This is a genomic window from Roseicella frigidaeris (genome assembly GCF_003258945.1).
Lineage (GTDB): Bacteria > Pseudomonadota > Alphaproteobacteria > Acetobacterales > Acetobacteraceae > Paracraurococcus > Paracraurococcus frigidaeris.
In genome coordinates this window covers 1-20,009 of the sequence record NZ_QLIX01000042.1, presented here as the reverse complement: position 1 = coordinate 20,009, position 20,009 = coordinate 1, and the positions used below count along the sequence as shown (strand labels likewise).

At 68.9% G+C, this 20,009-nt stretch carries 16 protein-coding genes and 1 rRNA gene; 11 read left to right on the top strand and 6 right to left on the bottom strand.

All coding sequences use genetic code 11. The annotated features are described in order from the left end of the window. Positions 1-331: hypothetical protein (locus DOO78_RS27960; RefSeq protein ID WP_207803060.1), on the top strand; the 331-nt coding region annotated here is incomplete at its 5' end. Between the two features lie 519 nt (positions 332-850). Here the strand turns inward: DOO78_RS27960 and DOO78_RS28595 are convergent. Continuing rightward, positions 851-1,042: a hypothetical protein gene (locus DOO78_RS28595; RefSeq protein ID WP_111472713.1), complete on the bottom strand. Its 192-nt coding sequence runs from the start codon at positions 1,040-1,042 to the stop codon at positions 851-853. A 215-nt stretch (positions 1,043-1,257) separates the two neighbouring features. On the opposite strand from DOO78_RS28595, the gene DOO78_RS25515 reads away from it, so the two are divergent. Further along, positions 1,258-1,872: a site-specific integrase gene (locus DOO78_RS25515; protein ID WP_111472712.1), complete on the top strand. Its 615-nt coding sequence runs from the start codon at positions 1,258-1,260 to the stop codon at positions 1,870-1,872. A 451-nt stretch (positions 1,873-2,323) separates the two neighbouring features. On the opposite strand, the gene DOO78_RS25510 is transcribed toward DOO78_RS25515, so the two are convergent. Further along, entirely contained in the window at positions 2,324-3,298 is a 975-nt protein-coding gene (locus DOO78_RS25510) for an IS701 family transposase (RefSeq protein ID WP_207803059.1), read from the bottom strand. Positions 3,299-3,580: 282 nt separating this feature from the next. Between DOO78_RS25510 and DOO78_RS25505 the strand changes: the two genes are divergently transcribed. From DOO78_RS25505 to DOO78_RS25495, 3 genes are all read left to right on the top strand, one after another. Continuing rightward, positions 3,581-4,807 (top strand): acyltransferase family protein, encoded by a 1,227-nt coding sequence (locus DOO78_RS25505; protein ID WP_111472711.1) that lies wholly within the window; start codon positions 3,581-3,583, stop codon positions 4,805-4,807. An 11-nt stretch (positions 4,808-4,818) separates the two neighbouring features. Next, positions 4,819-6,108, top strand: a complete 1,290-nt coding sequence (locus DOO78_RS25500; protein ID WP_165839086.1) for an O-antigen ligase family protein — start codon at positions 4,819-4,821, stop codon at positions 6,106-6,108. Between the two features lie 145 nt (positions 6,109-6,253). After that, a complete protein-coding gene (locus DOO78_RS25495) occupies positions 6,254-7,339 on the top strand; it encodes an IS5 family transposase (protein ID WP_111472709.1) in 1,086 nt (361 codons plus the stop codon). A gap of 221 nt (positions 7,340-7,560) precedes the next feature. On the opposite strand, the gene DOO78_RS25490 is transcribed toward DOO78_RS25495, so the two are convergent. Further along, the gene (locus DOO78_RS25490; protein WP_165839085.1) at positions 7,561-8,268 is read right to left on the bottom strand and encodes a glycoside hydrolase family 16 protein; all 708 of its coding nucleotides are present in this window, start codon (positions 8,266-8,268) and stop codon (positions 7,561-7,563) included. Positions 8,269-8,564: 296 nt separating this feature from the next. Continuing rightward, positions 8,565-10,850, bottom strand: coding sequence for a glycosyltransferase (locus DOO78_RS25480; protein ID WP_111472706.1), 2,286 nt, complete (start codon positions 10,848-10,850; stop codon positions 8,565-8,567). A gap of 245 nt (positions 10,851-11,095) precedes the next feature. Here DOO78_RS25480 and DOO78_RS25475 point away from each other — a divergent pair, with 245 nt between their 5' ends. From DOO78_RS25475 to DOO78_RS25460, 4 genes are all read left to right on the top strand, one after another. Next, positions 11,096-12,274, top strand: coding sequence for a glycosyl transferase family 1 (locus DOO78_RS25475; RefSeq protein WP_207803058.1), 1,179 nt, complete (start codon positions 11,096-11,098; stop codon positions 12,272-12,274). Positions 12,275-12,415: 141 nt separating this feature from the next. Next, a complete protein-coding gene (locus tag DOO78_RS25470) occupies positions 12,416-12,949 on the top strand; it encodes a hypothetical protein (RefSeq protein ID WP_111472705.1) in 534 nt (177 codons plus the stop codon). A 115-nt stretch (positions 12,950-13,064) separates the two neighbouring features. Then, on the top strand, positions 13,065-14,237 hold the full coding sequence (locus tag DOO78_RS25465) for a helix-turn-helix domain-containing protein (protein ID WP_111472704.1): 1,173 nt from the start codon (positions 13,065-13,067) through the stop codon (positions 14,235-14,237). Between the two features lie 190 nt (positions 14,238-14,427). Next, the gene (locus tag DOO78_RS25460; RefSeq protein ID WP_128080154.1) at positions 14,428-14,922 is read left to right on the top strand and encodes a hypothetical protein; all 495 of its coding nucleotides are present in this window, start codon (positions 14,428-14,430) and stop codon (positions 14,920-14,922) included. Positions 14,923-15,011: 89 nt separating this feature from the next. Here the strand turns inward: DOO78_RS25460 and DOO78_RS25455 are convergent, their stop codons facing one another. Both DOO78_RS25455 and DOO78_RS25450 read right to left on the bottom strand, forming a co-directional pair. After that, positions 15,012-15,371, bottom strand: a complete 360-nt coding sequence (locus DOO78_RS25455; RefSeq protein ID WP_111472702.1) for a stability/partitioning determinant — start codon at positions 15,369-15,371, stop codon at positions 15,012-15,014. Continuing rightward, positions 15,368-16,066, bottom strand: coding sequence for a ParA family protein (locus DOO78_RS25450; protein WP_111472701.1), 699 nt, complete (start codon positions 16,064-16,066; stop codon positions 15,368-15,370). Before DOO78_RS25450 ends, DOO78_RS25455 begins: the two co-directional genes overlap by 4 nt. A gap of 411 nt (positions 16,067-16,477) precedes the next feature. Between DOO78_RS25450 and DOO78_RS25445 the strand changes: the two genes are divergently transcribed. Beyond that, entirely contained in the window at positions 16,478-18,625 is a 2,148-nt protein-coding gene (locus tag DOO78_RS25445) for a family 16 glycosylhydrolase (RefSeq protein ID WP_111472700.1), read from the top strand. A gap of 685 nt (positions 18,626-19,310) precedes the next feature. Then, a 16S ribosomal RNA gene (locus DOO78_RS25440) occupies positions 19,311-20,009 on the top strand; the annotation flags it as partial.

The window sequence follows — 20,009 nt, the reverse complement described above, 5'->3', positions numbered from 1 at the left end:
TGCTCTGCCGTCCACGCCATTGCCTGCCCCCGCGAATCGCCCGCACGACCAGAGAATCACATCCGATTCAGCCGATTCAATTCCTTTCCGGATGGGCTCTCAGTGGCAACTTCACCCCAAACCAGGTCAGATCTCAGTGGCAATCAACACTGAGGACGATGCCGCCGAGCAGGCCAGCGTAGCTGACGGAATCGAGGCCGCCATTGCCGTTGAAGACGTCAGCGCTCGTGTCCGCAACGAACCGGTCGTTGCCTTTGGTACCATTCAGCACGGGCATGGGAGCGGTCTCGCTGTCAAACGCGAACCAAATACGGGAAATTATACGGAATGACAACGATTTTTTAGTTAACGCACCGAGTTATATCCCATTGAATTGATATCGTGCCAGATAGGAAATCAGCCAACGCCAATCGCAACGGTGGAGTGCATTCCGTCAGACCGGACATGCGGCTGGGGTTGCTGACTGCTGAGCGATGAACTCACGCGGCGAGAGCATGCGCAAGCCGCTATGAGGATGGAGGGCGGCTACACCTCGAACCAAGTGGGGAGCTGCTGCAGGACGGCGATGACGTCCGGACGAGGCTTTACCCGGACGTAGTCGCGCTTGAAGGTCTTCACGAACGCCTCGCAGGACGCCGTTGCTTTTGGGGCTGCGGACCTGCGTAAAGCATACCACGAGGATCAGAGCACCCGCGAAGTCCACCGTCTCGGCGGCCGTATAGGCGGAGCCGTTGTCGGCGAGGCACTGGACTGGCTTCGGGGCACGGATGACGTCGGACCGGCGCTCGACGCACTCCAGCATCATGTCGCGCACCATCTCGCCGCTGATGCCGGCGCCGATGGCGGCGACCTAGGCCATGACCTCGCGGTTGTGGGTGTCGATCGCAAAGGCGACGCGGGCCACCTCGCCGTTCCAGCAGGGGATCTCGAAGCCATTGGAGACCCAGCGGCGGTTCGAGGCCGGCGCGACGACGGTGCCCTCATGGGCGCGGATCGGCCGTCTGCCGGTGTGCGGTTGCAGCGTCAGCAAGGCCCGTTGCATGAGGCGGAGGACGCGCTTGCGGTTGTCCGGTCGAATTGGGGGGGCGCTCCAGCCTAGGCGTGAAAGGCTGAACCACAGCAGCGCCTTCGATGACCAGCCACCTCTCTACTCAGCCGGTAAGATCGGAGAATGGCCTTTCGCTCACGCTCCATAAGCTTCTTTCTGGAGCCTGTCACTGTCTTGCCCTAATCTCGGCAAGCCGCTGGAATCGCATCATGTCCGACCTCGCCCCGCTGCCCGCCACCGAGCTCGCCCGCGCCGCCGGCTACGCCCGCGCCGCGCTGGCGCCGGCGACGCTCGCGGCCTACGCCGCCGACTGGGCCGACTTCTCGGCGTGGTGCGCGGCGAGGCGCGCCGCCGCCCTGCCGGCGGCGCCCACCACCGTCGCCGCCTACCTGGCAGCACTCGCCACCAGCCACGCCACCGCCACGCTCCGCCGCCGCCTCGCCGCCATCGGCCGCGCCCACGCCATGGCCGGCCACCGCTCGCCAGCCGCGCACCCGGCGATCCGCGACACGCTCGCCGGCATCGCCCGCCGGCACGGCACGCCGCCGCGCCGCGCCGCCGCCCTCGGCACCGCCGAGCTCCGCCGCCTGGTCGCCACCTGCAGCGACGGGCTGCGCGGCCAGCGCGACCGCGCCCTGCTGCTGCTCGGCTTCGCCGCGGCCCTGCGCCGCTCGGAGCTGGTCGCGGTCGCGCGCGAGCACCTCACCCTCGCCCCCGAGGGGCTGCGGCTGCTGATCCCGCGCGGCAAGGGCGACCAGGAGGGCAGGGGGGTCGAGCTCGGCCTGCCGCGCGGCCGGCGGGCCGAGACCTGCCCGGTGCGCTAACATACATTTTGATTTGATTGCAAAACTGTCTCTCTCTGGAGTATCATCTTATGGTTGCGATCCTGATCCGGTTGCAACGTTTCGGTTGCTTGACTTGAACTAAAAAGGCCCCTCTCGCCGTGGAGGGGCCTTCTTTTTGGGCTCGCTCTGACCTCGACTTTGGCCGTTACGCTGCGAGGCAGGCGAGGTCGGTCAGATGGTCCAACATCGCGCGCGGCACTTCCACGCTGTCGGGTGCACGCGACGAGGCGGGAAAACGCGCTGCTTCGGCCCAGAGCGAGCGCCGCAGCGCTGCCATGGCGTCGCTGAATGTGAGCCCGTGCTTGCGGTACCAGGCCGCGCGGCGGTGCGGGAGGCGCCCCCGGGCGTGTAACTCACGTGCCCGGAGGGCGACGAGCGAGAAGAGCCCGAGCAGGGCCGGGGTGGTCCGCGCGATGGCGGCGTCCGACCACTACCGCTGCGTCTCCACGCCCAGGTGCCGCCGGGCCTCGGCGAAGGTCACCTCGACCGACCAGCGCCGTACGAACCAGCCAAGCGCCTCCGCTGACCCCGCGTCGAGGTCCGTGCACAGGAGCGCCAGCGGCTCGAACCGGCCCGCCGGGTCGCGGACCAGCTGCCAACGCAGTGGCGCGGCGGGTAGGCTGGTGTGGTGCCAGACGGCGGTGCCCGTCGCCACCTCGACCACACGGCGCCCGCCACCGCCGTACCAACCCTCGAATTCGAGCCGGCGCCACGCCGTGTCGGGCCGGCCGACACGCTGCGCCAGGGTCGGTTGCCGAGGGCCGACGATGCGCGGCCGGCCGATGCTGCGTGGCGTCCGCGGCGGCGAATCGAACAGGCGGGCGTCGAGCCGGAGCCGCGTGACAACGCAGATGTGGCGGCGCACGGCGTGCAGCAACTCCAGGGCCGCGTAGCTCCGGTCGGCCACGGCGACGATGCGCCGGCCGGGCAGCCAGCGGGAGAGCTGCAGCAGCGCCTGCCGCGCCCAGTCCGTCATCTTCTTGTGCCGCGTTCCGCGCCGACGCGCGTACTGCTTGGACGGAGCGAGTGCGGTCAGGAACGGCAGTGCCCACGCCCGCCCCGCCCAGGCCACGGGGGTGAGCAGCATGAGTGAGAACCAGCATAGCGCGCTCGCCTTGACGAAATGCCCGTGCGAGGAGCGGACCGGATCTCGATAGACGCCGCGCGCAGCGATGCGGCGTCCCAGCGTTTCGTCGAGACCAATCACCACCGCCGCGCCGGGCGGCACGAAGGCCCGGAGCAACTCGGCGAGCAGCAGGCGCGAGACCGCGAGGCCCGACCAGGGCCGGCGGCTGAGCACGCGGTGGTAGGCCGAGAAGCCTGGCGCCGCGTCGAACCCGGCTGCCCGCAGCGCCAAGGCGACGGTGCGCGGCCCCCGGGCGCGGATCGCGCCGGCAGCCAGCACCAGTGCTCTCCGTCAAGTCCGGAGGGCGAATGCTGGCGAAAGCGGCTCGAGCCAGGCGAGGGCCGCCGCATACGGATTCTCGTTCTCGGGCGTCGTGGCGCCTCGCGGTTCGGTCGGGCCTTCGTGCAGAACGCCCGTCCCGGTCCACGGCTACCAACCGCGCGGCGCACAGCTCCGAGGTTCGAAAAGGCCAAAAACCAGGTCAGAGCGAGCCCACGTTCCTGCAAGTCTGGCGTCTATTGTAGATACTTTCTGGTTGCGATTGTGGGCTAACCCTCGATCATGCAACCCTTTCCTGCTTACTTTTGCTCTTTGCTGCAGAGCCTGGGGCGCCGACCCAGTTCAGGCCGCTACCGGCCTGAACTCGATGGGTTGCGGTGCATGGCGATCCTGATCGTCATGATCTGGCACGCCTCGCTGAAGATCATGCGCTTCACCGCGACCAGCGGCATCACCGAGAGCGTGGACAATCCCAAGGTCGCCTGGATCCCGGATGGCGCCGTCGGTGTGGCGCTGTTCTTCTTCCTCAGCGGCATGGTGATCTGCCGGCCTTTCCTGTCAGGCACGTATCACACCACCAAGCGCTCATTGCAGGACTTTTATCGCAGCCGCCTGATCCGCATCGTGCCGCCTTATGCGCTGGTGCTGTTGAGCTGCTACCTAGTGATCGGTGTCCTCGGCCATACGCCGGAACGCGCATCGACCTTCGAGGTGAAGCAGATTTCCCCCGCCGCCAGCCTGGGCGCCAGCCTGTTCTATTTGCATGGGCTGATCTTCAGCAGCCCGCCCCGGCTGAGCCCGCCGGGCTGGTCGCTGGAGATTGAGATGCAGTTCTACTTGATCGCACCGGCGCTGATTGTCGCCTATCTCGCGTTGCGTCACCGAATGTCCCGGTTGCTGCTCGGTATCGCCGTCATCATCGGCAGCGTCGTGTTGCGTCTCTGGCTAGTCGAGACCTATGGCGAGTATGGCCGCTTCCGCTGGACGCTGCTGAACTACTTTCCGGTCTTCATGCTTGGCATCGTCGTGGCTGACCTGACTCGAGCCGAGGAGGTACGACCATCCCATGAGACGCTGCCGGACATGCTCTGTCTCGGCAGCGTCCTGCTCCTGCTCCTGCCCGGTATCTTCCGGCACCCGGTAGGTTGGACAGAACGCCTGGCAGCCGATGCCGCCACACTCGCTGCGCTTGTGGGCCTTTACTACGGCGTGACCCGCGGCCGCATTGCCAACCGCCTCTTCAGTCTTCGGGCGCTGACGATCATCGGCACCGCCTGCTACTCGATTTACCTGACTCATGTCCCGCTGATGCATTTCGTCGGGCAGTTGTTCTTCAAGCTGGTGCAGGTCGGAGATTATCCATCGGCCTGGAGCCTCGGCCTGCTCCTGCTCCTGCCGCTCTCTCTTATTTTCGGCATGATCTTCCACATTTTGGTCGAGCGGCCTTTCGTCCAGCTTGCCGCCAATCGCCCGGTGCCGGAGATCCGCGGCATCGCCATCCGGTCATGAGGGGCGTAGCAATGGCCGGAAGGCCTGCCGGCCAAGCCGGGATCGATTGGCCGATCTGGTGGACGACCTTCCTCTCCCTGACCGGCTACAACATCGCGGTCGGCATCAGCCCAGTGCTGACCGCGATGTTCCTGTTGTGCTGGAGCCTGTATTTCCTGGCTTGGCCAACCCGCAACCTGGACCGATTGCTGCTCGCGCCGCTGCCTTTCGCCCTGCCACTCTTCGCCCTAGCATCGACCCTCTGGTCGCAGGCGACGGCGGTCACCCTGCGCAATGCCATCGAACTGCTGCTGGTCACCGGCATCGGCGTGCTGATCGCACGGGCGCAGAGGCTGCGCGGCTTCCTCTCCGCCTTCATGTGCATGATGCTCGTGAGCGTGGTCGTCGGCGCCGCCACCGGCCGACGAGCAGCGGTCGGTGTCCATGGCGACATGGCACTGATCGGCATTTTCGGCAGCAAGAACTATTTCGCGCTGATGATCAGTATGATGATGTTGTCCGCTGCGGCCGTGCTGGCCGATATGTGGCAACCGCGCCTACTGCGCCTGCTCGGGCTGTTCGGCCTCGTCATCGGCCCGCCTTTGCTGGTGATGGCGAAGTCGCTCGGCGCCATGCTCACGCTCTTCCTCGCCCTCGGTTGCTTGGGTCTCTTCGCCCTTGCGGGACGACTGTCGCACCGGCTGCGGCCGGCCCTCTACATCCTTGCCGCCCTTCTCGTCCTGGCGATGGTGGCAACCTTCCTGCTCCTGCAGGATTCCGGCGTGTTCGAAATGCTGCTGCGCTCGGCCGGCAAGGATACCAGTCTCACGGGTCGGACCTTTCTCTGGTCGCGGGCCGATGGGCTGATCCCGCTGCATCCGCTGCTCGGCGTCGGCTACCAGGCCTTCTGGGTGCAGGAGAGCGTGGAAGCCGAGGGACTCTGGCGCTTTTCCGACATCATTTCGCGCTTCGGCTTCCACTTCCACAACCTCTACTACGAGACCGCGATCGAGCTCGGCTATGTCGGCGTCGTCATCCTCGGCACTACCCTGGCGGCCGTGACGGTGGCGGCGCTCATCGCGGTCATCCGCCGTCCCTGCCCGGAGCATGCCTTCCTCGTCTCGGCCACCGCGATCTTCCTCTCGCGTGCCTATGTCGAGCTCGATTTCCTCTCGCCCTTCTCCATCGGCTCGCTGCTGCTGCCGATCTTCTGGAGCTACGGCGTGCAAGCGGTGGCGGAGACGCGGCGTCTGGGCAGGCGACCGGTCTGGCAGGCGGACATGCGTCCAGGCGAGCAACCGATGCCCATCCCGGCACGCTGATTGAGCGGCTTGGCGTCCGGTGATGGATCGCATCCGGGCGCGAGTACGATCCGCGTTGGTCGCTCTAGCAGGCTGCTGAAATTCCCCCTCGCGACCGGCCCCGGATCGTGATTCGCTTGTCTCCATCGGAGGGGGTGAGGTTGGGATGCGTGGCAAGGACGAGGTCCGGGGCTCACTGTTCAGCTATGTTGATCTGGAGCGACGGATCCGCCCCGACCACCCGCTGCGGACGATCCGGAGCATCGCGAACGCGGCGCTGGCCGAGATGTCGGCTGGGTTCGACGCGCTCTACCCGCCGACGGGCCGGGATTCGATCCCGCCGGAGCGGCTGCTGCGGGCGCTGCTGCTGCAGGCCTTCTACTCCGTCCGCTCGGAACGCCAGTTGGTCGAGCGGATCGACTTCGACCTGCTGTTCCGCTGGTTCGTCGGCCTCGGCGTGGACGACCCGGTCTGGGACGCCACCAGCTTCACCAAGAACCGCGACCGGCTGCTGGGGGGCGAGGTGGCAGCCCGCTTTCTCGCCACGGTGCTGGCCCAGCCTGGGGTTCGGGCCCTGCTCTCGAGCGAGCACTTCTCGGTCGACGGCACGCTGCTCGAGGCCTGGGTCAGCACCAAGAGCTTCCGGCCGAAGGACGGCTCCGACCCGCCACCCGATGCAGGCCGCAATGCCGAGCAGGACTTCCGTGGCCAGAAGCGCAGCAACGAGACGCATGCCTCGACGACCGACCCGGATGCCAGGCTGTTCCGCAAAGGCCCGGGCAAGGAGGCTAAGCTCTGCTTCATGGGACATGCCCTGATGGAGAACCGCAACGGCCTGATCGTCGGCGCCCTCGCCACCCGCGCCTCGGGCCATGCCGAGCGGCTGGCCGCCTTGCACCTGATCGCGCCGCACGCCGATCGGCCGAACCCGGTCACCCTCGGCGCCGACAAGGGCTTCGACGCCCGCGACTTCGTCGCTGAGCTCCGCGAGGTCAACGTCACCCCGCATTTGGCGCAGAACACCGGCCGGCGGCGCTCGGCCATCGACGGGCGGACGACGCGGCACGCAGGCTACGCCGTCAGTCAGCGGATCAGGAAGCGGATCGAGGAGGCCTTCGGCTGGGCCAAGACGGTGGCCGGGCTGCGCAAGGCCCGCCACCGCGGCCTGCCCAAGGTCGGTTGGCAGTTCACCCTCGCCATGGCCGCCTACAACCTGGTCCGCCTGCCGAAGTTGCTCGGCGCAGCAGCGTGACACCCGAAGACCGCCCGCACGACACCCTCCGAGGGGACGGAGCGGCGCACCCGCCGCGCCATCACCGCCTCAGCCGCCCATCCAAACCAAAAAAGCAACCCACACCCGCGCAGCAGACAGGCTTTTCAGCAGCCTGCTAGACCATGATCCGTTCACTCTGCTTCACGCTTTGCGGTGAGCCCACCTCAAGCGATCACGCTCCAGGGGAGTAGCAGCTCGTCCTATTCGTCGAACTGCCAGGCGCGGATGTGGTCGATCAGCATCCGGGCCGGGAAGGCCGTGGTCTCGTCCGGCGGGCCGGGCCAGCTCCCCGGCCCGCCGACCGCCAGGTTGGCCAGCAGGAACATCGGCTTGTGCATGTCCGCCGGCGTCGGCAGCGCGGCGATCTGCCGGTCATCGAGGAAGTAGCAGATTTCCTCGGCCCGCCAGCTTACCGCGAAGCTGTGGAATCCGTTCGAGACGTCGCCGACCTTGACCGGCAGCGTCTTCGCCTCGCGCCGGCCGGTGGCCTTGGAATGCGTCGAGACATAGATCACGCCGGGCTGGTGGCCGAGCATCTCCACGACATCGATCTCGGGCGGCCAGGTCTTGTCCGCCGGCAGCAGCCATAACCCCGACCAGAGGCCCCGCCCCCTGGGCAGGCGGGCCCGCATCTCGAAATAGCCGTAGCGCTGCGCGAAGCCGCCCTGCGTGGTGATGAGGCCGGATGTGTAGGGCAGGCCGCCGCGATTCTCGCCCGGGGCCGCGGTGATCTCCAGCACGCCGTCCCGCACCATGAAGGGATGCACGCCGACGCTCGCATCCGAATAGTACTGCGCCTCCTTGTTGCTCGGCAGGGTGCGGCCATAGGGAAAGTTGGTCCGCCACCCCTGCCGGCCATCGGCCGACCAGACGAAGCGGGAGAATTCCTCGGCGAAGGTCAGCCGCATGCCGGGACGGCGGGCCTCCTCCGGCGCCTGCGCGGGCAACCACTGCGTCTGCAGCGGCGGTGCCGCCCTGGCGCCAGGCTGGGAGCCAAGGAGCACCGGTAAGGCAAGGGCGGTCCGCCGGAACATCGGCAGGCCCACGGGCGCGTCCCGGTGCGGCGAGGCCCCGGCCGGGCGAGGTGCGGCCGGATCGGTGATCCGGTGCAGCAGGGCACGGCGCGTCGCGCCCGGCGAGCTCGGCCCGGGCGCGGCCCTGGCGGGAGGTGCCGGTGCGGCGGGGCGGGATGCGGTCCGGTCGGTCATGCCGCGCTCAGCCCCCCATGCTTCGACGCGGCGGCGGCATCCTCCGTCCGCCCCGTCGCCAGATAGCCAAGCAGCCCGGCATAGCAGGACGCGGCCGAGAAGCGCTCGCGCGCCACCTGCAGCGAGGCCGCCGCGCGCTCGCCGCGCAGCACCGGGTCGAGCAGCAGCGCCACGACCTCGGCGGCGAAATCCCTTGCCTCGTCCACCGGCAGCACAGCCGGGGCGCATTCCTCCTGCACGCCCTGCAGCGTGACGCTCGTCGCCACCACCGCCTTGCCCTGGCTCAGCGCCTCGACCAGCTTCACCTTGAGGCCGGAGCCGACGAGCAGCGGCGAGACCACCACGGCTGCCGCGCGGTAATGCGGCGCGAGATCCGGCACCAGGCCGAGGATCTTCACGGCGCCGGCCAGCGCCTCCGGCAGCGGGCCGATGGCAGGGCCCGCCTTGCCGGCCACATGCAGCTCGGCCTGCGGCACGGCCTGGCGGATGCGCGGCAGCACCTCCCGCAGGAACCAGCGCAGCCCATCCAGGTTCGGCGCGGTGTCGCTGCCGACGAAGAGCAGCGAGACGCCCTCCCCGAGCTGCGGCGCCGCCACCGGTTCGGCCGCGAGCGGCGCCACGATCACCTGTCGCCCGGGCAGCGACTGGCGGATGAAGGCGCCCTCCTCACCCTGGATCGCCACCACCGCATCGGCGGCGCCGAGCAGGCGCAACTCGCTCGCCTGGTCGATCAGCGCCACCGAATCCATGCTGCCGGCCCTGGCGAATTGCGCGGCGCGGCTCGAGAAGAGGTCGTGCATCACCACGATGCGCCGGGCCGTGGGGCTGAGCGCATAGGGAAAGGCCGGGGTGAGGAAGGCGTAGTCGGCCACCACCACATCGGCCTCGCCGCGGATGCGCGTGGCGACATGCAGCAGGTCCTCCGCCCGCCAGGGCACGGCGACGGCATAGGGCGCCTTGCGCACCAGCCCATCCAGGCCGAGCCCGGCCTTGCGCAACAGCCGGTCGGCGATGCCGAGGCCGGCGGCGGCCCAGATCGCTGGGTCCCGCGCCACCAGGAAGCGCCCCATCCGCCAGGTGCCGCGCATGTTGACGGAGCGGAAGACCGCCATCTCCGGTCGCAGGCGCAGCACCGGCGTGCGGCCAAGCGGGGCGGGCGAGGGCCAGGTGAGGTGCAATTCATGCCCCGCCTCGGCCATGGCGCCGCAGAGGCCGAGCAGATAGGCCGAGCTGCCGCTCTCCCGCCCGGTGACGCGGTTGCGCGAGACGACATGCACGCGCAGCCGCCGCGCCGCGCCCTCCGGCGCCGGGAGGGGCGCCGCCACGGGCCGCGGTCGGGCGAGCATCCTGGCCAGCCGGTCGCGCAGCGGCAGCCGCAGCAGCGCCGCGCCGCCGGGCGAGCGGATCGCCTCGCGCAGCGCCGCGGCCGGGTCGCCTGCCTTCAGCGCGGCGAGGATGCCGTCATAGGCGAGCGCCCGCTCGATGCTGGCGCGACGGCGGCGGAAGGTGGCCTCGGTCGCCGCATCCTGCGGCCCGATCGCGGCGCGGAAGGCGCTGTCGGAGGCCAGCATGGCGGTGAGGTCGGTGCGGCGTAGCCGGTGCGAGGTCGAGGCATCGTGCCGGCGGTAGAAATAGGTGAGCTCCGGCAGGATGCGGAACCGCGCCCCCGTGGCCAGCAGCCGTGCGACCAGGTCGTAATCCTCGGCGATGCGCAGGGCCGGGTCGTAGCGGATGCCGCTCCGCCGCAGTGTCTCCGCCCGCAAGAACGGCTTGAGGTAGCCGAGCGCCGGCAGCCGCCCGAACAGCACATTGGCGCGGACATAGGTGGCGAGGTCGATCTCCGCCGGCAGGGCGAGGCGGCCGCGCAGCAGCGGCCGCGGCGCGCTGCCATCCGCGAAGAAGGCCAGCATGTCGTCGGCGAGGATGTCGCAGCCCGTCTGCTCGGCGACCTCCAGCAGCCGCGCCAGCCGCTCGGGATGCATCAGGTCGTCGCTGTCCATGACGGCGATCCAGTGGCCCCGCGCGGCGGCGAGGCCGCGGTTGCGCGCCGCGCCCGGGCCACCATTGGGCGCCGACGGCAGGATAACGAGGCGCCGATCCTCGGCGGCGATGGCCCGGGCGATGGCCAGGCTGTCATCGGTCGAGCCGTCATCCGCCAGCACCACCTCGATGGCGGCGAGGCTCTGCGCGAGCGCCGAGCGGAGCGCCTCGGCCAGGAAGCGGGCGCCGTTGTGGTTGGCCATCACCACGCTCACCAGCGGGCGCTCGAGGGACAGGGTCATGGCGGGCTCCGAAAGCGGCGAGGCGGGCCCGGCCGCATCGCGGCCAGAGACCGAATGACGTTCGACCGGGTCCGTCGAGCAGGGGCTTATCAACTATTACTAGAAAATTCAGTGTAGAATTTAGGCAATCAATCTATTAACCGTAAGGAGAATTTCGCCTCGGCATTTCCCGTTCTCGTCTGGGTCCCGGTTCCGGGCGCAGCACGGTCGCCGCGGCCCCTGTCCGGAGCCCGAGCGACCCGCCCATGCGCCTCGCCTATATTGTCCACGACCTCGCCGATCCGGCCGTGGCCCGCCGGCTCGCCATGCTCGCCCCGCATCTGGCCTCGGCCGTCGTCATCGGCTTCCACCGCGATGCCGCGCCGCCGGCACGGGTGGCGGGCTGGCCGACCGTGCCACTCGGCCGGACGGAGGATGCGCGGCTTGGCAAGCGGGTGCTGTCCGTCCTGCGGGCCCGGTTGCAACTCGGGGCCATCGGGCCGCATCTCGCCGGAGCGACGGTGGTGATGTCGCGCCAGCTCGAGACGCTGGTGCTGGCCCGCGCGGCGCGCGCGCGCTTCGCGCCGGGGGCGATGCTGGTGCAGGAATGCCTCGACGTGCATCGGCTGCTGGTCGGGGAGACATGGAAGAGCCTGATGATGCGGCGGCTGGAGGGGCGCCTGCTGCGCGCCTGCGACCTGCTTCTGGTCAGCTCGCCCGCCTTCCTGCGAGAGCATCTCGTCCCGGCGCATGGCGCGGCGCTGCCGCCGGCGATGCTGGTGGAGAACAAGGTGCTACAGGCGGAGCTGGCGCCGCCGGCGCCGGCGCCGGCGGCGCGGCTGCCGGCCGTCCCGCCCTGGCGGATCGGCTGGTACGGCGTCATCCGCTGCCGCGAGAGCCTGATGCTGCTGGCCGAGCTGGTCCGCCGGCTGCCCGGCCGGGTCGAGGTGGAGATCCGCGGCCGCCCGGCGCCGAGCGCCATCCCGGATTTCGAGGCGGTGGTGGCGGCGACGCCGGGCCTGCACTTCCTCGGTCCCTATGACCGCCGGCGCGACCTCGCCGCCATGTATCGCGGGGTGCATTTCGCCTGGGCGATCGATTACTTCGAGGCTGGCGCGAATTCCGACTGGCTGCTGCCGAACCGGCTCTACGAGGGCAGCCTGCACGGTGCGGTGCCGATCACCCTGGCGCGCACCGAGACCGGTCGCTGGCTGGCCCGTCACCGGGCCGGGGTGCTGCTGCAGGAGCCGTTGCAGCAGGCGCTGCCGGCCTTCTTCGCCGGGCTCGACGCGGCCGGCTACGCGGCGGCGGCGGCGGCGGTCGCCGCCATCCCGCAGGCCGATCTGGTGGAGGATGGCGCGGCGCTGGCCACGGCCCTGCTGCAGGCCCAGGCTCGCGATGCCCGCCTGCCCCTGCCCGCGGCCGGTGCGCCGGTGCCGGTCTGAGCGCTGGCTGCCTGCCTCCGGCGCACAACAGGGAATTCACGCCGGCCCACATGGCCCGGCCATGTGGGCCGGCGGCAGGATGGGCGGCCATGCCGGGGGCACTGGGAGGATCCAGCCATGCCCCGAGGACAGCACAGCACGATGGTGCTGCGGCCGCTGCTGCTGGCAGCCCCGCTGCTCGCCCCGCTGACCTGCGCCATGCCGGCGCACGCCGATGACTGTGCGCCGGTGAAGGCCGCCATGCTGGGGGCGTTGAGGACGCCGCACACGGCGATCATCACGCGGCAGAAGGATGGCAAGCCCAGCGAAATCAGGATGATCCAGACCCGGGACAGCCGGTATTTCGAGATCCGCGGCCAATGGCGGTCGGTCCCGCTCGATGCCGATGACCTCGCCGAGATGGAGAAGGGCCTCGACGAGGCGAAGATCGCCTGTCGGCGTCTCGGCGCGGAGCAGCTCGAGGGCAAGGCCGTGACGGTCTATGCGGCGCATGTCGAGAAGGAGGATTCCGTCAGCGACAACACGCTGTGGATCGGATCGAACGGGTTGCCACTGCGGGTCGAAACCGTGCTCGAGGGCCAAACTCATTCCACCCTTCTCGACTACGGCCACGCCGACCCGCCGGCCGGCGCGGCAGAACTGCTTCTGTCCGAAAATACCTTTTATCGGACATAATGGCGCATGCCGCGTTGGGCCGCGGTTGGGCCCGCCGGAAAACCCCCCGAGCGGCGAAACCGGAAGCGCATCAAGGGTTCAAATCGGCCTACAACATTCTGAATATGAAGGCCGGATGATGGGGCGGGAGGCGGAAGAGCCGACGGAGGGCACCGAAGCAGAAGGGCAGGAGCCCTGGCGCCCGGTCTGGGAGGATGCAGCGGCGGAGGCCATGGCGATGGCCCCGCCGTCCTGGCTCGCCCCGTCCCGCCGTTGGCCGGAGCCCGATTGGCGTGCCCTGACCGCCCCCCTCGCCGCTGCCGAGGATGCCCTTTCCCGGCTCGATGCCGGTGCCGAGGCAGCCTCCCCCGCCCTCCGCGAGGGGCTGGTCGCCCGCATGGCCTTTGCCGAGGCCGCCGGTTGGCTGGCGAGTGCGGCCGACCGGGCCTGGATCCACCCGCGGGACTTGGCGCTGGCCGAGGCAGGGCTGCTCGGCGACTTCATCGCCGCGGCCCTGGGCGGCCATGCCCGGACGGCCCTGCCGGCCACGGCCGGCGCATCCGGGCCCGGCCATGCCGGCGCCCTCCTGGCCGCGGAGGCTGACCGGCTGCCGGATGGCGCCGTTCTCGCCCAGGGCCTGGCCCTGGCCCGGACGCTGCGTCGCCTGGCGCGGCTGACGCAGCGGGATCCGCTCACCGATCCGGCCGCATTGCTGCAGCCCCTGGCGATGGAGGCGGGGCCGCTCCGCCTGCGACCGGAGCGGCTGGCCGCCTGGCGCGGGGCGGCGCTCGATCCCGCCCAACCGCCCTTGCTGGCCGCCGCCATGGCGGCGGCGGCCTGGATGACGGCCAATGCGATCGAGGACGAGCAGCCCATGCCGGTCCAGGCCCTGCTGCTCGCCGCCGCGGTGGCGCGGCGCCGCGGCCGGCTGCGGGCCATCCCCCTGCCCTTCTGGGCGATGACCGGCCCCGGACGGGCAGCCGCACTGCCGCTGCGCGATCCGGCCGTCTGGCCGGCCGTCTTCCTCGACCGTGTGGCGCTGGCGGCGCGGCAGGGTCTCGCGGAACTGGCCCGGCTGCGCGAGGCCGAGGCGGCGGCCCGGCAATCGGTGGGGATGGGACGGCGTGGTCATCTGGCGGCCGCCGCCGAGCTGGTGCTGCGCAGACCGGTGGTCACGGCCCGCGGCCTGGCCCGGCAGCTTGGCATCACGCCGCAGGCGGCGCTGCGGCTGCTCAAGCGCCTGGAGGCGGCCAGGGTCATACGGGAGTCGACGGGGCGTCGCAGCTTCCGGGCGTATGGGATTTTTTGAGCATTGGTAGTATTCGCCCTGTATCCCGCATGGCAGCGCCCCAGATGATGCTCCGGGCGGCTTGTGCCGTGCTTCCTCGCGACTGTTCGAGAATTATCTCTTGCACCTCAGCCCCGAAGACATCGCTGCCGCGGAAGCCTGCGGCGTCAATTTCCTGCCCGCCTCCGATGCCCAGGTCCAGCGCATGGCCATGCAGCGGAAGATCTTCTACCGGGCCGGCGAGCCGATCCTGGCCACTCGCGGCGACGGCTTCTTCGAGACGGTCGGCACGCTGCAGCAGCTGATCGAGGAAGGGCGCCGGCAGCAGCAGGACCTGGCGCAATGGCTGCAAGCGGAACCGGCCGGGCCGGCGACGGAGGCAGCCGCCACGACTGCGGCGGAGCCGGTCGAGGCGGTGGCGGAGACGGCGGCTGAGATGCCGGCCGAGGAGAACCCTGCACCGGCCGAGGCGGCGGAGCCAGCGCCGGAGCCCATGCCACCAAAGCGGCAGCGCCGACGCCGGCCGCCCGCTGGCGAGCCGGACCATCTGCCGGATTTGTCCGATCGGGATCCCGGGCTGACGGCGACCTTGCCCGCCGATGCCCCGCGGCCGACATCCCGGGACCGCAGCCAGCGCTGGCTGGTTGCCGGCGCGGCGCGGCGCGGCCGGGCGGGAAAGCATTGGAGCACGCGTCAGCGCGGATAGCTACTTGGTAGCTATCGGATACGTCGTGCGGCAATCCGCCCCGCCACAGCCTGGGGCTGCCGGGACGGCATCCCGCCGCGCCGTATCGCTCAGCGCTTGCGCGCCTGCAGCTCCCGCGTGAGGGCGGCGATGGCGCGGGCGAAGGCATCGCCCAGCACCCAGCCCTGGGCATCGGCGATGGCGTAGAAGGTGGCGGCATCCTCCGCCCGGACCTTCAGGTTCAGCTGCTGGTTCCGCCCCGTGCGGTAGCGGCGCTGCTCGCGTCGTCCGGCAGGCGCCTCAGGTGGTGTGGGCGGCGATGCGGGGACCCTGGCTGGCGACGGTCCGCGGCTGCGGAAGCCGGCCTCCTCGGCCACCGCCTTCACCTGCTCCGGCCGGGCCGGAGGCTTGGGCGCGAAGCCGCTGATATCGAGCTCCTCCTCGAAGAGCCCCGCGCGCTTGTCGCTCATGCCATGCTCTCCGCCGGGATCCCGCTCGGCTGCGCCGGCCGCAGCATCGCCACCACCTCGGCCGCGAAGGCGCGGGCATTCCTCACCGCCCCCTCCAGCCCGCTGACCTGGCCGGGATTCAGGCCGTCGACCGTGCCGCCGAAGCTGAAGATGGCGCGGAAGGCCTCACGCTCATGCATCTGGGTTTGCAGCGCCGGCACGCCATGCGCGTCGAACTCGCTGCGGATGTGCTGCAGCGTGCGAGGCCGGATGGCGGCACTGGTGCGGGTGAAGAGCACGGCATGCGGGATCCGCCGGGCGAAGGCCTTCTCCTGCTGGCGGATCAGCCGGATCGCCTTTGCCGCCTCCGCGGCATCGAGCTGGCTGCCCTGGGAGGGGATGACGACCAGGTCGGCGCGGCTGATGGCGTAGGCGACGGTCAGGCTGGCCGTTCCCTCGAGATCGACGATGACGAAGGGCACGCGCGCGGCGGCGCCCTCGATGGCGTCGATCACCGTCTCCTCGGTGACGTCGGCGATGACCTCGAGCCCTTCCGGCCGGCCAGGGCGGCGGGCCCAGGCGGAGACGGGGCGGTTCGGGTCGGCATCGATGATGGTGACGGCGGCGCCCCGGCGGGCGAGCTCGCAGGCCAGGACGACGGCGGAGGTCGATTTGCCGGCGCCGCCCTTGGGGCTGGCGAAGACGATCGAGGGCATGGGGATGGCGTGCTCCGCCGGAGCCTCATCCGCTCCGGATGGCGAGGGCATATCTGAAAGCTATCGGATAGACAATAGATATCCACTAGATATCCAAAACCCGCCGCATGCCTGTTGCAGGATGTCATCGATCGTCCCGGCGCCGTTCCCAGGGCACAAAAAATTCAATCGTTCACTTGTAATGTGGTTCATGTACTTAAAAATCGAAAAATAAACCAAATAAAAACAAACAAAGAAATTTATTATAATTTGGACATTGCAGAAAACACACGAAATTCAGCTTGCTTGTTGCTTATGCGAGTTGACTGATCCTGGCGAAATCACAACCATAGATTGTCCAGCCCGCGGCATACGCCCGCCGGGCGCTAACATTCCACTTCATTTGTTGCGATATAGTAACAAGGAGGAGAGATGACGAGCATCACGGGCGGGTACAACGCAAGCGGCGTATGGCTGGCGGCCAGCGGTGCCCCGACATCCTGGCTCAGCGGCTCGAATGTCGGCCCTGGCGGCTCGCTCTACGGCACCGGCGGGAACGACTTCATCTCGCTGCCGGGCGGCGGCACCGCCTATGGCGGGGCGGGCGACGACAGCTACTACCTCTGGAACATCAAGGACCGGGTCGTCGAACTGGCCGACCAGGGCATCGACACCCTCTATTCCTATGTCGGCTCCTACCTCCTGCCGGACAATGTCGAGAACATGGTGCTCGACAGCGCCAAGACGTCCGGGACCGGCAATGCGCTGGCGAACATCATCGCCGGCGGCAGCGGGTCGCAGACCATCGACGGCGGCGCCGGCAACGACATCCTCTCGGGCGGGGCCGGCGCCGACCGCTTCCTCATGCGGGGGGGCACCGGCTGGGACCTCATCCGGGACTTCGAGACCGGCACCGACCAACTCGCCATCGGCGGCGCCTTCACGCAGTTCACCAGCTTCGCCGCCGTGCAGGCCGCCCTCACCCAACTCGGCACCGACACCGTGCTGCAGCTCTCATCGACCGATGCGGTGACCTTCCAGAACAGGGGCGTGGGCGACTTCACCGCCGCCGATTTCATCCTGCCCGCGGCGGCGCTGGCGGCCAGCCTCACCCTGACCTTCAGCGACGAGTTCACCAGCTTCTCGGCCACGCCGACGGGCCTCGATGCCAGCGGCAGCGCGACCTGGAAGACCATCTTCATGGGGGGCGGCCGGACGCTGTCCTCCAACAAGGAGGTCGAATACTACTCGGACACGACGGTCGGCGCCGATCCCTTCACCCTGCATGCGGAGAATGGCGGCAGCCTCGACATCACCGCCACCCCGGCCAGCGGCCTGCCGAGCGGCCTGAGCTACGTCAGCGGCCTCATCACCACCGAGATCTCGGCCGTGCAGACCTATGGCTACTTCGAGATCAACGCCAAGATCCCGAGCGGCGCCGGCTTCTGGCCGGGCTTCTGGCTGCTGCGCGCCGACGGCACATGGCCGCCGGAGATCGACGTCATGGAGATCCTCGGGAACACGCCGGGGCAGCTCTACATGACCGCCCACAGCCAGGCGACCGGGAGTCATACCCAGGACAGCGCCAGCATCTGGACCGAGGATCTCTCGCTCGCCTACCACAGCTACGCGGTGTCCTGGCGGCCGGACAAGCTGACCTTCTACCTCGACGGGACGGAGCTTTTCTCCACGGCCACGCCGTCCGACATGCACAGCCCGATGTACATGCTCGCCAACCTCGCCGTGGGCGGCACGGGCAGCTGGCCCGGCGCGGCCGACGGCGTCTCCAGCGCGACGATGTCGATCGACTCCATCAAAGCCTATCAGTTCGCCGACCTCGCCGGGCCCTATCGCCCGGCGGCGGTCGAGGCCGATATGCTCAATGGCAGCTGGTCCGCCGACAGCCTCCTCGGCAGCGACGGCAACGACCGCATCGAGGGGAAGGGCGGCAGCGACACCATGACCGGCGGCGCCGGCGCCGATGTCTTCGCCGTCGCGGCCAACGAGGGCAAGGACGTCATCACCGACTTCCAGGTCGGCGTCGACAAGCTGCTGCTCTACGGCGTCACCGCGGCGAGCGTCGCCAGCACGAGCGTGGGCCTCGTCGTCACCGTCAACCCGTACAACACGGTGACGCTGAAGGGCGTGACCGCGCTGGCGGCCGACAGCATCGTCTACGGCGATGCGCCGGTCAGCGGCACCACGGGGGCGGATACGATCGACCTTTCCGCCAAGACGCTGCCGCAATACGTCTCCGCCTCGAGCGGCGCGGACACCGTCATCGGCGGCGCCGGCGACGACTTCCTCCTGGGCGGGCAGGGGAACGATACCCTGACCGGCGGGGCGGGAGCCGACACCTTCGCCTTCTCGCTCTGGGACGGGCGTGACCGGATCACCGATTTTCAGTCGGGCATCGACCGCATCATGCTGCGCGGCATCGACGCGGATACCGTCTGGGTGAACCCGTCGCGCGATGCCGCGGGCAATGCCGGCCTCGAGATCGACTACGGCACCGGGCAATCGATCTTCCTGCCGGCGCTGACGGCGTTGGCGGACGGGGACATTGTCTTTTCCGTCTGACGGGCGGTGCGCCTGGTGCAGGGCTCCCGGCCATCCCCGCAAACAGGGCATGGCTGATCGCGAAGGAGTGCCGCTTGCGCCGGGCGGCAACCGGGCTATTTTGTGCATCGCAGCAAAGCGGTTCGCCGCCTGCTGCTTTCTTGGACGTTTCCTCCCTAAACTCGGCGGCGCCTTCGGGTGCCGCCCTTTTTTTGCGGGCCTGGGCCGGGCGATGCCCATCCGGGTCGGCCAAAGGGAAGCGGCCGGGAAAATAGGGTGTTGACGTCGGCCGCAACTGGCGTCATAAGCCGCCCCCCCACAGCGACGCGGTTTTGCCTCGCCAGCCTGCCAAAGACGCCGATGGCGTCGCTGGCACAGGGTTCAGGCGAGGGGATCAAGTCGCCGGGGTTTCTGGTCTTTGTGCCCTCGGGCACATGTTCTTTCGTCCTACAGAAATGTAGGGTGCCCTTGCTTTCGGTTTTCGCGGCGCCTATATGGTGCCGGCCGGATGAAACGGCACGGATCTTTGAAAATCGCATCGGTCTTTTGGAAGCAAGTGCGCTGATGGCGTGCTGTTGACTTGGTCCCGTGACGGGGCCGGGATGCAGTATTGTCGATCAAGCAGCGTATTTTGCGTCGAGAGTAGTGAGCGGAGCCTGGTCGAATAGGCATCCGCGGGACTGGGCTTCGGCCTGGTCGCGCAGATGAACCTGAGAGTTTGATCCTGGCTCAGAGCGAACGCTGGCGGCATGCTTAACACATGCAAGTCGCGCGGGCGGTTTTCGGATCGTCAGCGGCGGACGGGTGAGTATCGCGTAGGAATGTATCCTGAGGTGGGGGACAACCCTGGGAAACTGGGGCTAATACCGCATGGGGCCTGTGGGTCAAAGCCGCGAGGTGCCTTGGGAGCAGCCTGCGTCCGATTAGGTAGTTGGTGGGGTAAAGGCCTACCAAGCCTGCGATCGGTAGCTGGTCTGAGAGGACGATCAGCCACACTGGGACTGAGACACGGCCCAGACTCCTACGGGAGGCAGCAGTGGGGAATATTGGACAATGGGCGCAAGCCTGATCCAGCAATGCCGCGTGGGTGAAGAAGGTCTTCGGATTGTAAAGCCCTTTCGGCGGGGACGATGATGACGGTACCCGCAGAAGAAGCCCCGGCTAACTTCGTGCCAGCAGCCGCGGTAATACGAAGGGGGCTAGCGTTGCTCGGAATTACTGGGCGTAAAGGGCGCGTAGGCGGCCTTGTTAGTCAGGCGTGAAATTCCTGGGCTCAACCTGGGGACTGCGCTTGATACGGCAGGGCTTGAGGGCAGGAGAGGCTCGCGGAATTCCCAGTGTAGAGGTGAAATTCGTAGATATTGGGAAGAACACCGGTGGCGAAGGCGGCGAGCTGGCCTGTGAC

Coding starts and splice junctions, on each gene's coding strand:
- DOO78_RS28595 (WP_111472713.1), bottom strand. CDS start 1,042: ATGCAACGGGCCTTGCTGACGCTGCAACCGCACACCGGCAGACGGCCG.
- DOO78_RS25515 (WP_111472712.1), top strand. CDS start 1,258: ATGTCCGACCTCGCCCCGCTGCCCGCCACCGAGCTCGCCCGCGCCGCC.
- DOO78_RS25505 (WP_111472711.1), top strand. CDS start 3,581: ATGCAACCCTTTCCTGCTTACTTTTGCTCTTTGCTGCAGAGCCTGGGG.
- DOO78_RS25500 (WP_165839086.1), top strand. CDS start 4,819: ATGGCCGGAAGGCCTGCCGGCCAAGCCGGGATCGATTGGCCGATCTGG.
- DOO78_RS25495 (WP_111472709.1), top strand. CDS start 6,254: ATGCGTGGCAAGGACGAGGTCCGGGGCTCACTGTTCAGCTATGTTGAT.
- DOO78_RS25490 (WP_165839085.1), bottom strand. CDS start 8,268: ATGCGGCTGACCTTCGCCGAGGAATTCTCCCGCTTCGTCTGGTCGGCC.
- DOO78_RS25480 (WP_111472706.1), bottom strand. CDS start 10,850: ATGACCCTGTCCCTCGAGCGCCCGCTGGTGAGCGTGGTGATGGCCAAC.
- DOO78_RS25475 (WP_207803058.1), top strand. CDS start 11,096: ATGCGCCTCGCCTATATTGTCCACGACCTCGCCGATCCGGCCGTGGCC.
- DOO78_RS25470 (WP_111472705.1), top strand. CDS start 12,416: ATGGTGCTGCGGCCGCTGCTGCTGGCAGCCCCGCTGCTCGCCCCGCTG.
- DOO78_RS25465 (WP_111472704.1), top strand. CDS start 13,065: ATGATGGGGCGGGAGGCGGAAGAGCCGACGGAGGGCACCGAAGCAGAA.
- DOO78_RS25460 (WP_128080154.1), top strand. CDS start 14,428: ATGCAGCGGAAGATCTTCTACCGGGCCGGCGAGCCGATCCTGGCCACT.
- DOO78_RS25455 (WP_111472702.1), bottom strand. CDS start 15,371: ATGAGCGACAAGCGCGCGGGGCTCTTCGAGGAGGAGCTCGATATCAGC.
- DOO78_RS25450 (WP_111472701.1), bottom strand. CDS start 16,066: ATGCCCTCGATCGTCTTCGCCAGCCCCAAGGGCGGCGCCGGCAAATCG.
- DOO78_RS25445 (WP_111472700.1), top strand. CDS start 16,478: ATGACGAGCATCACGGGCGGGTACAACGCAAGCGGCGTATGGCTGGCG.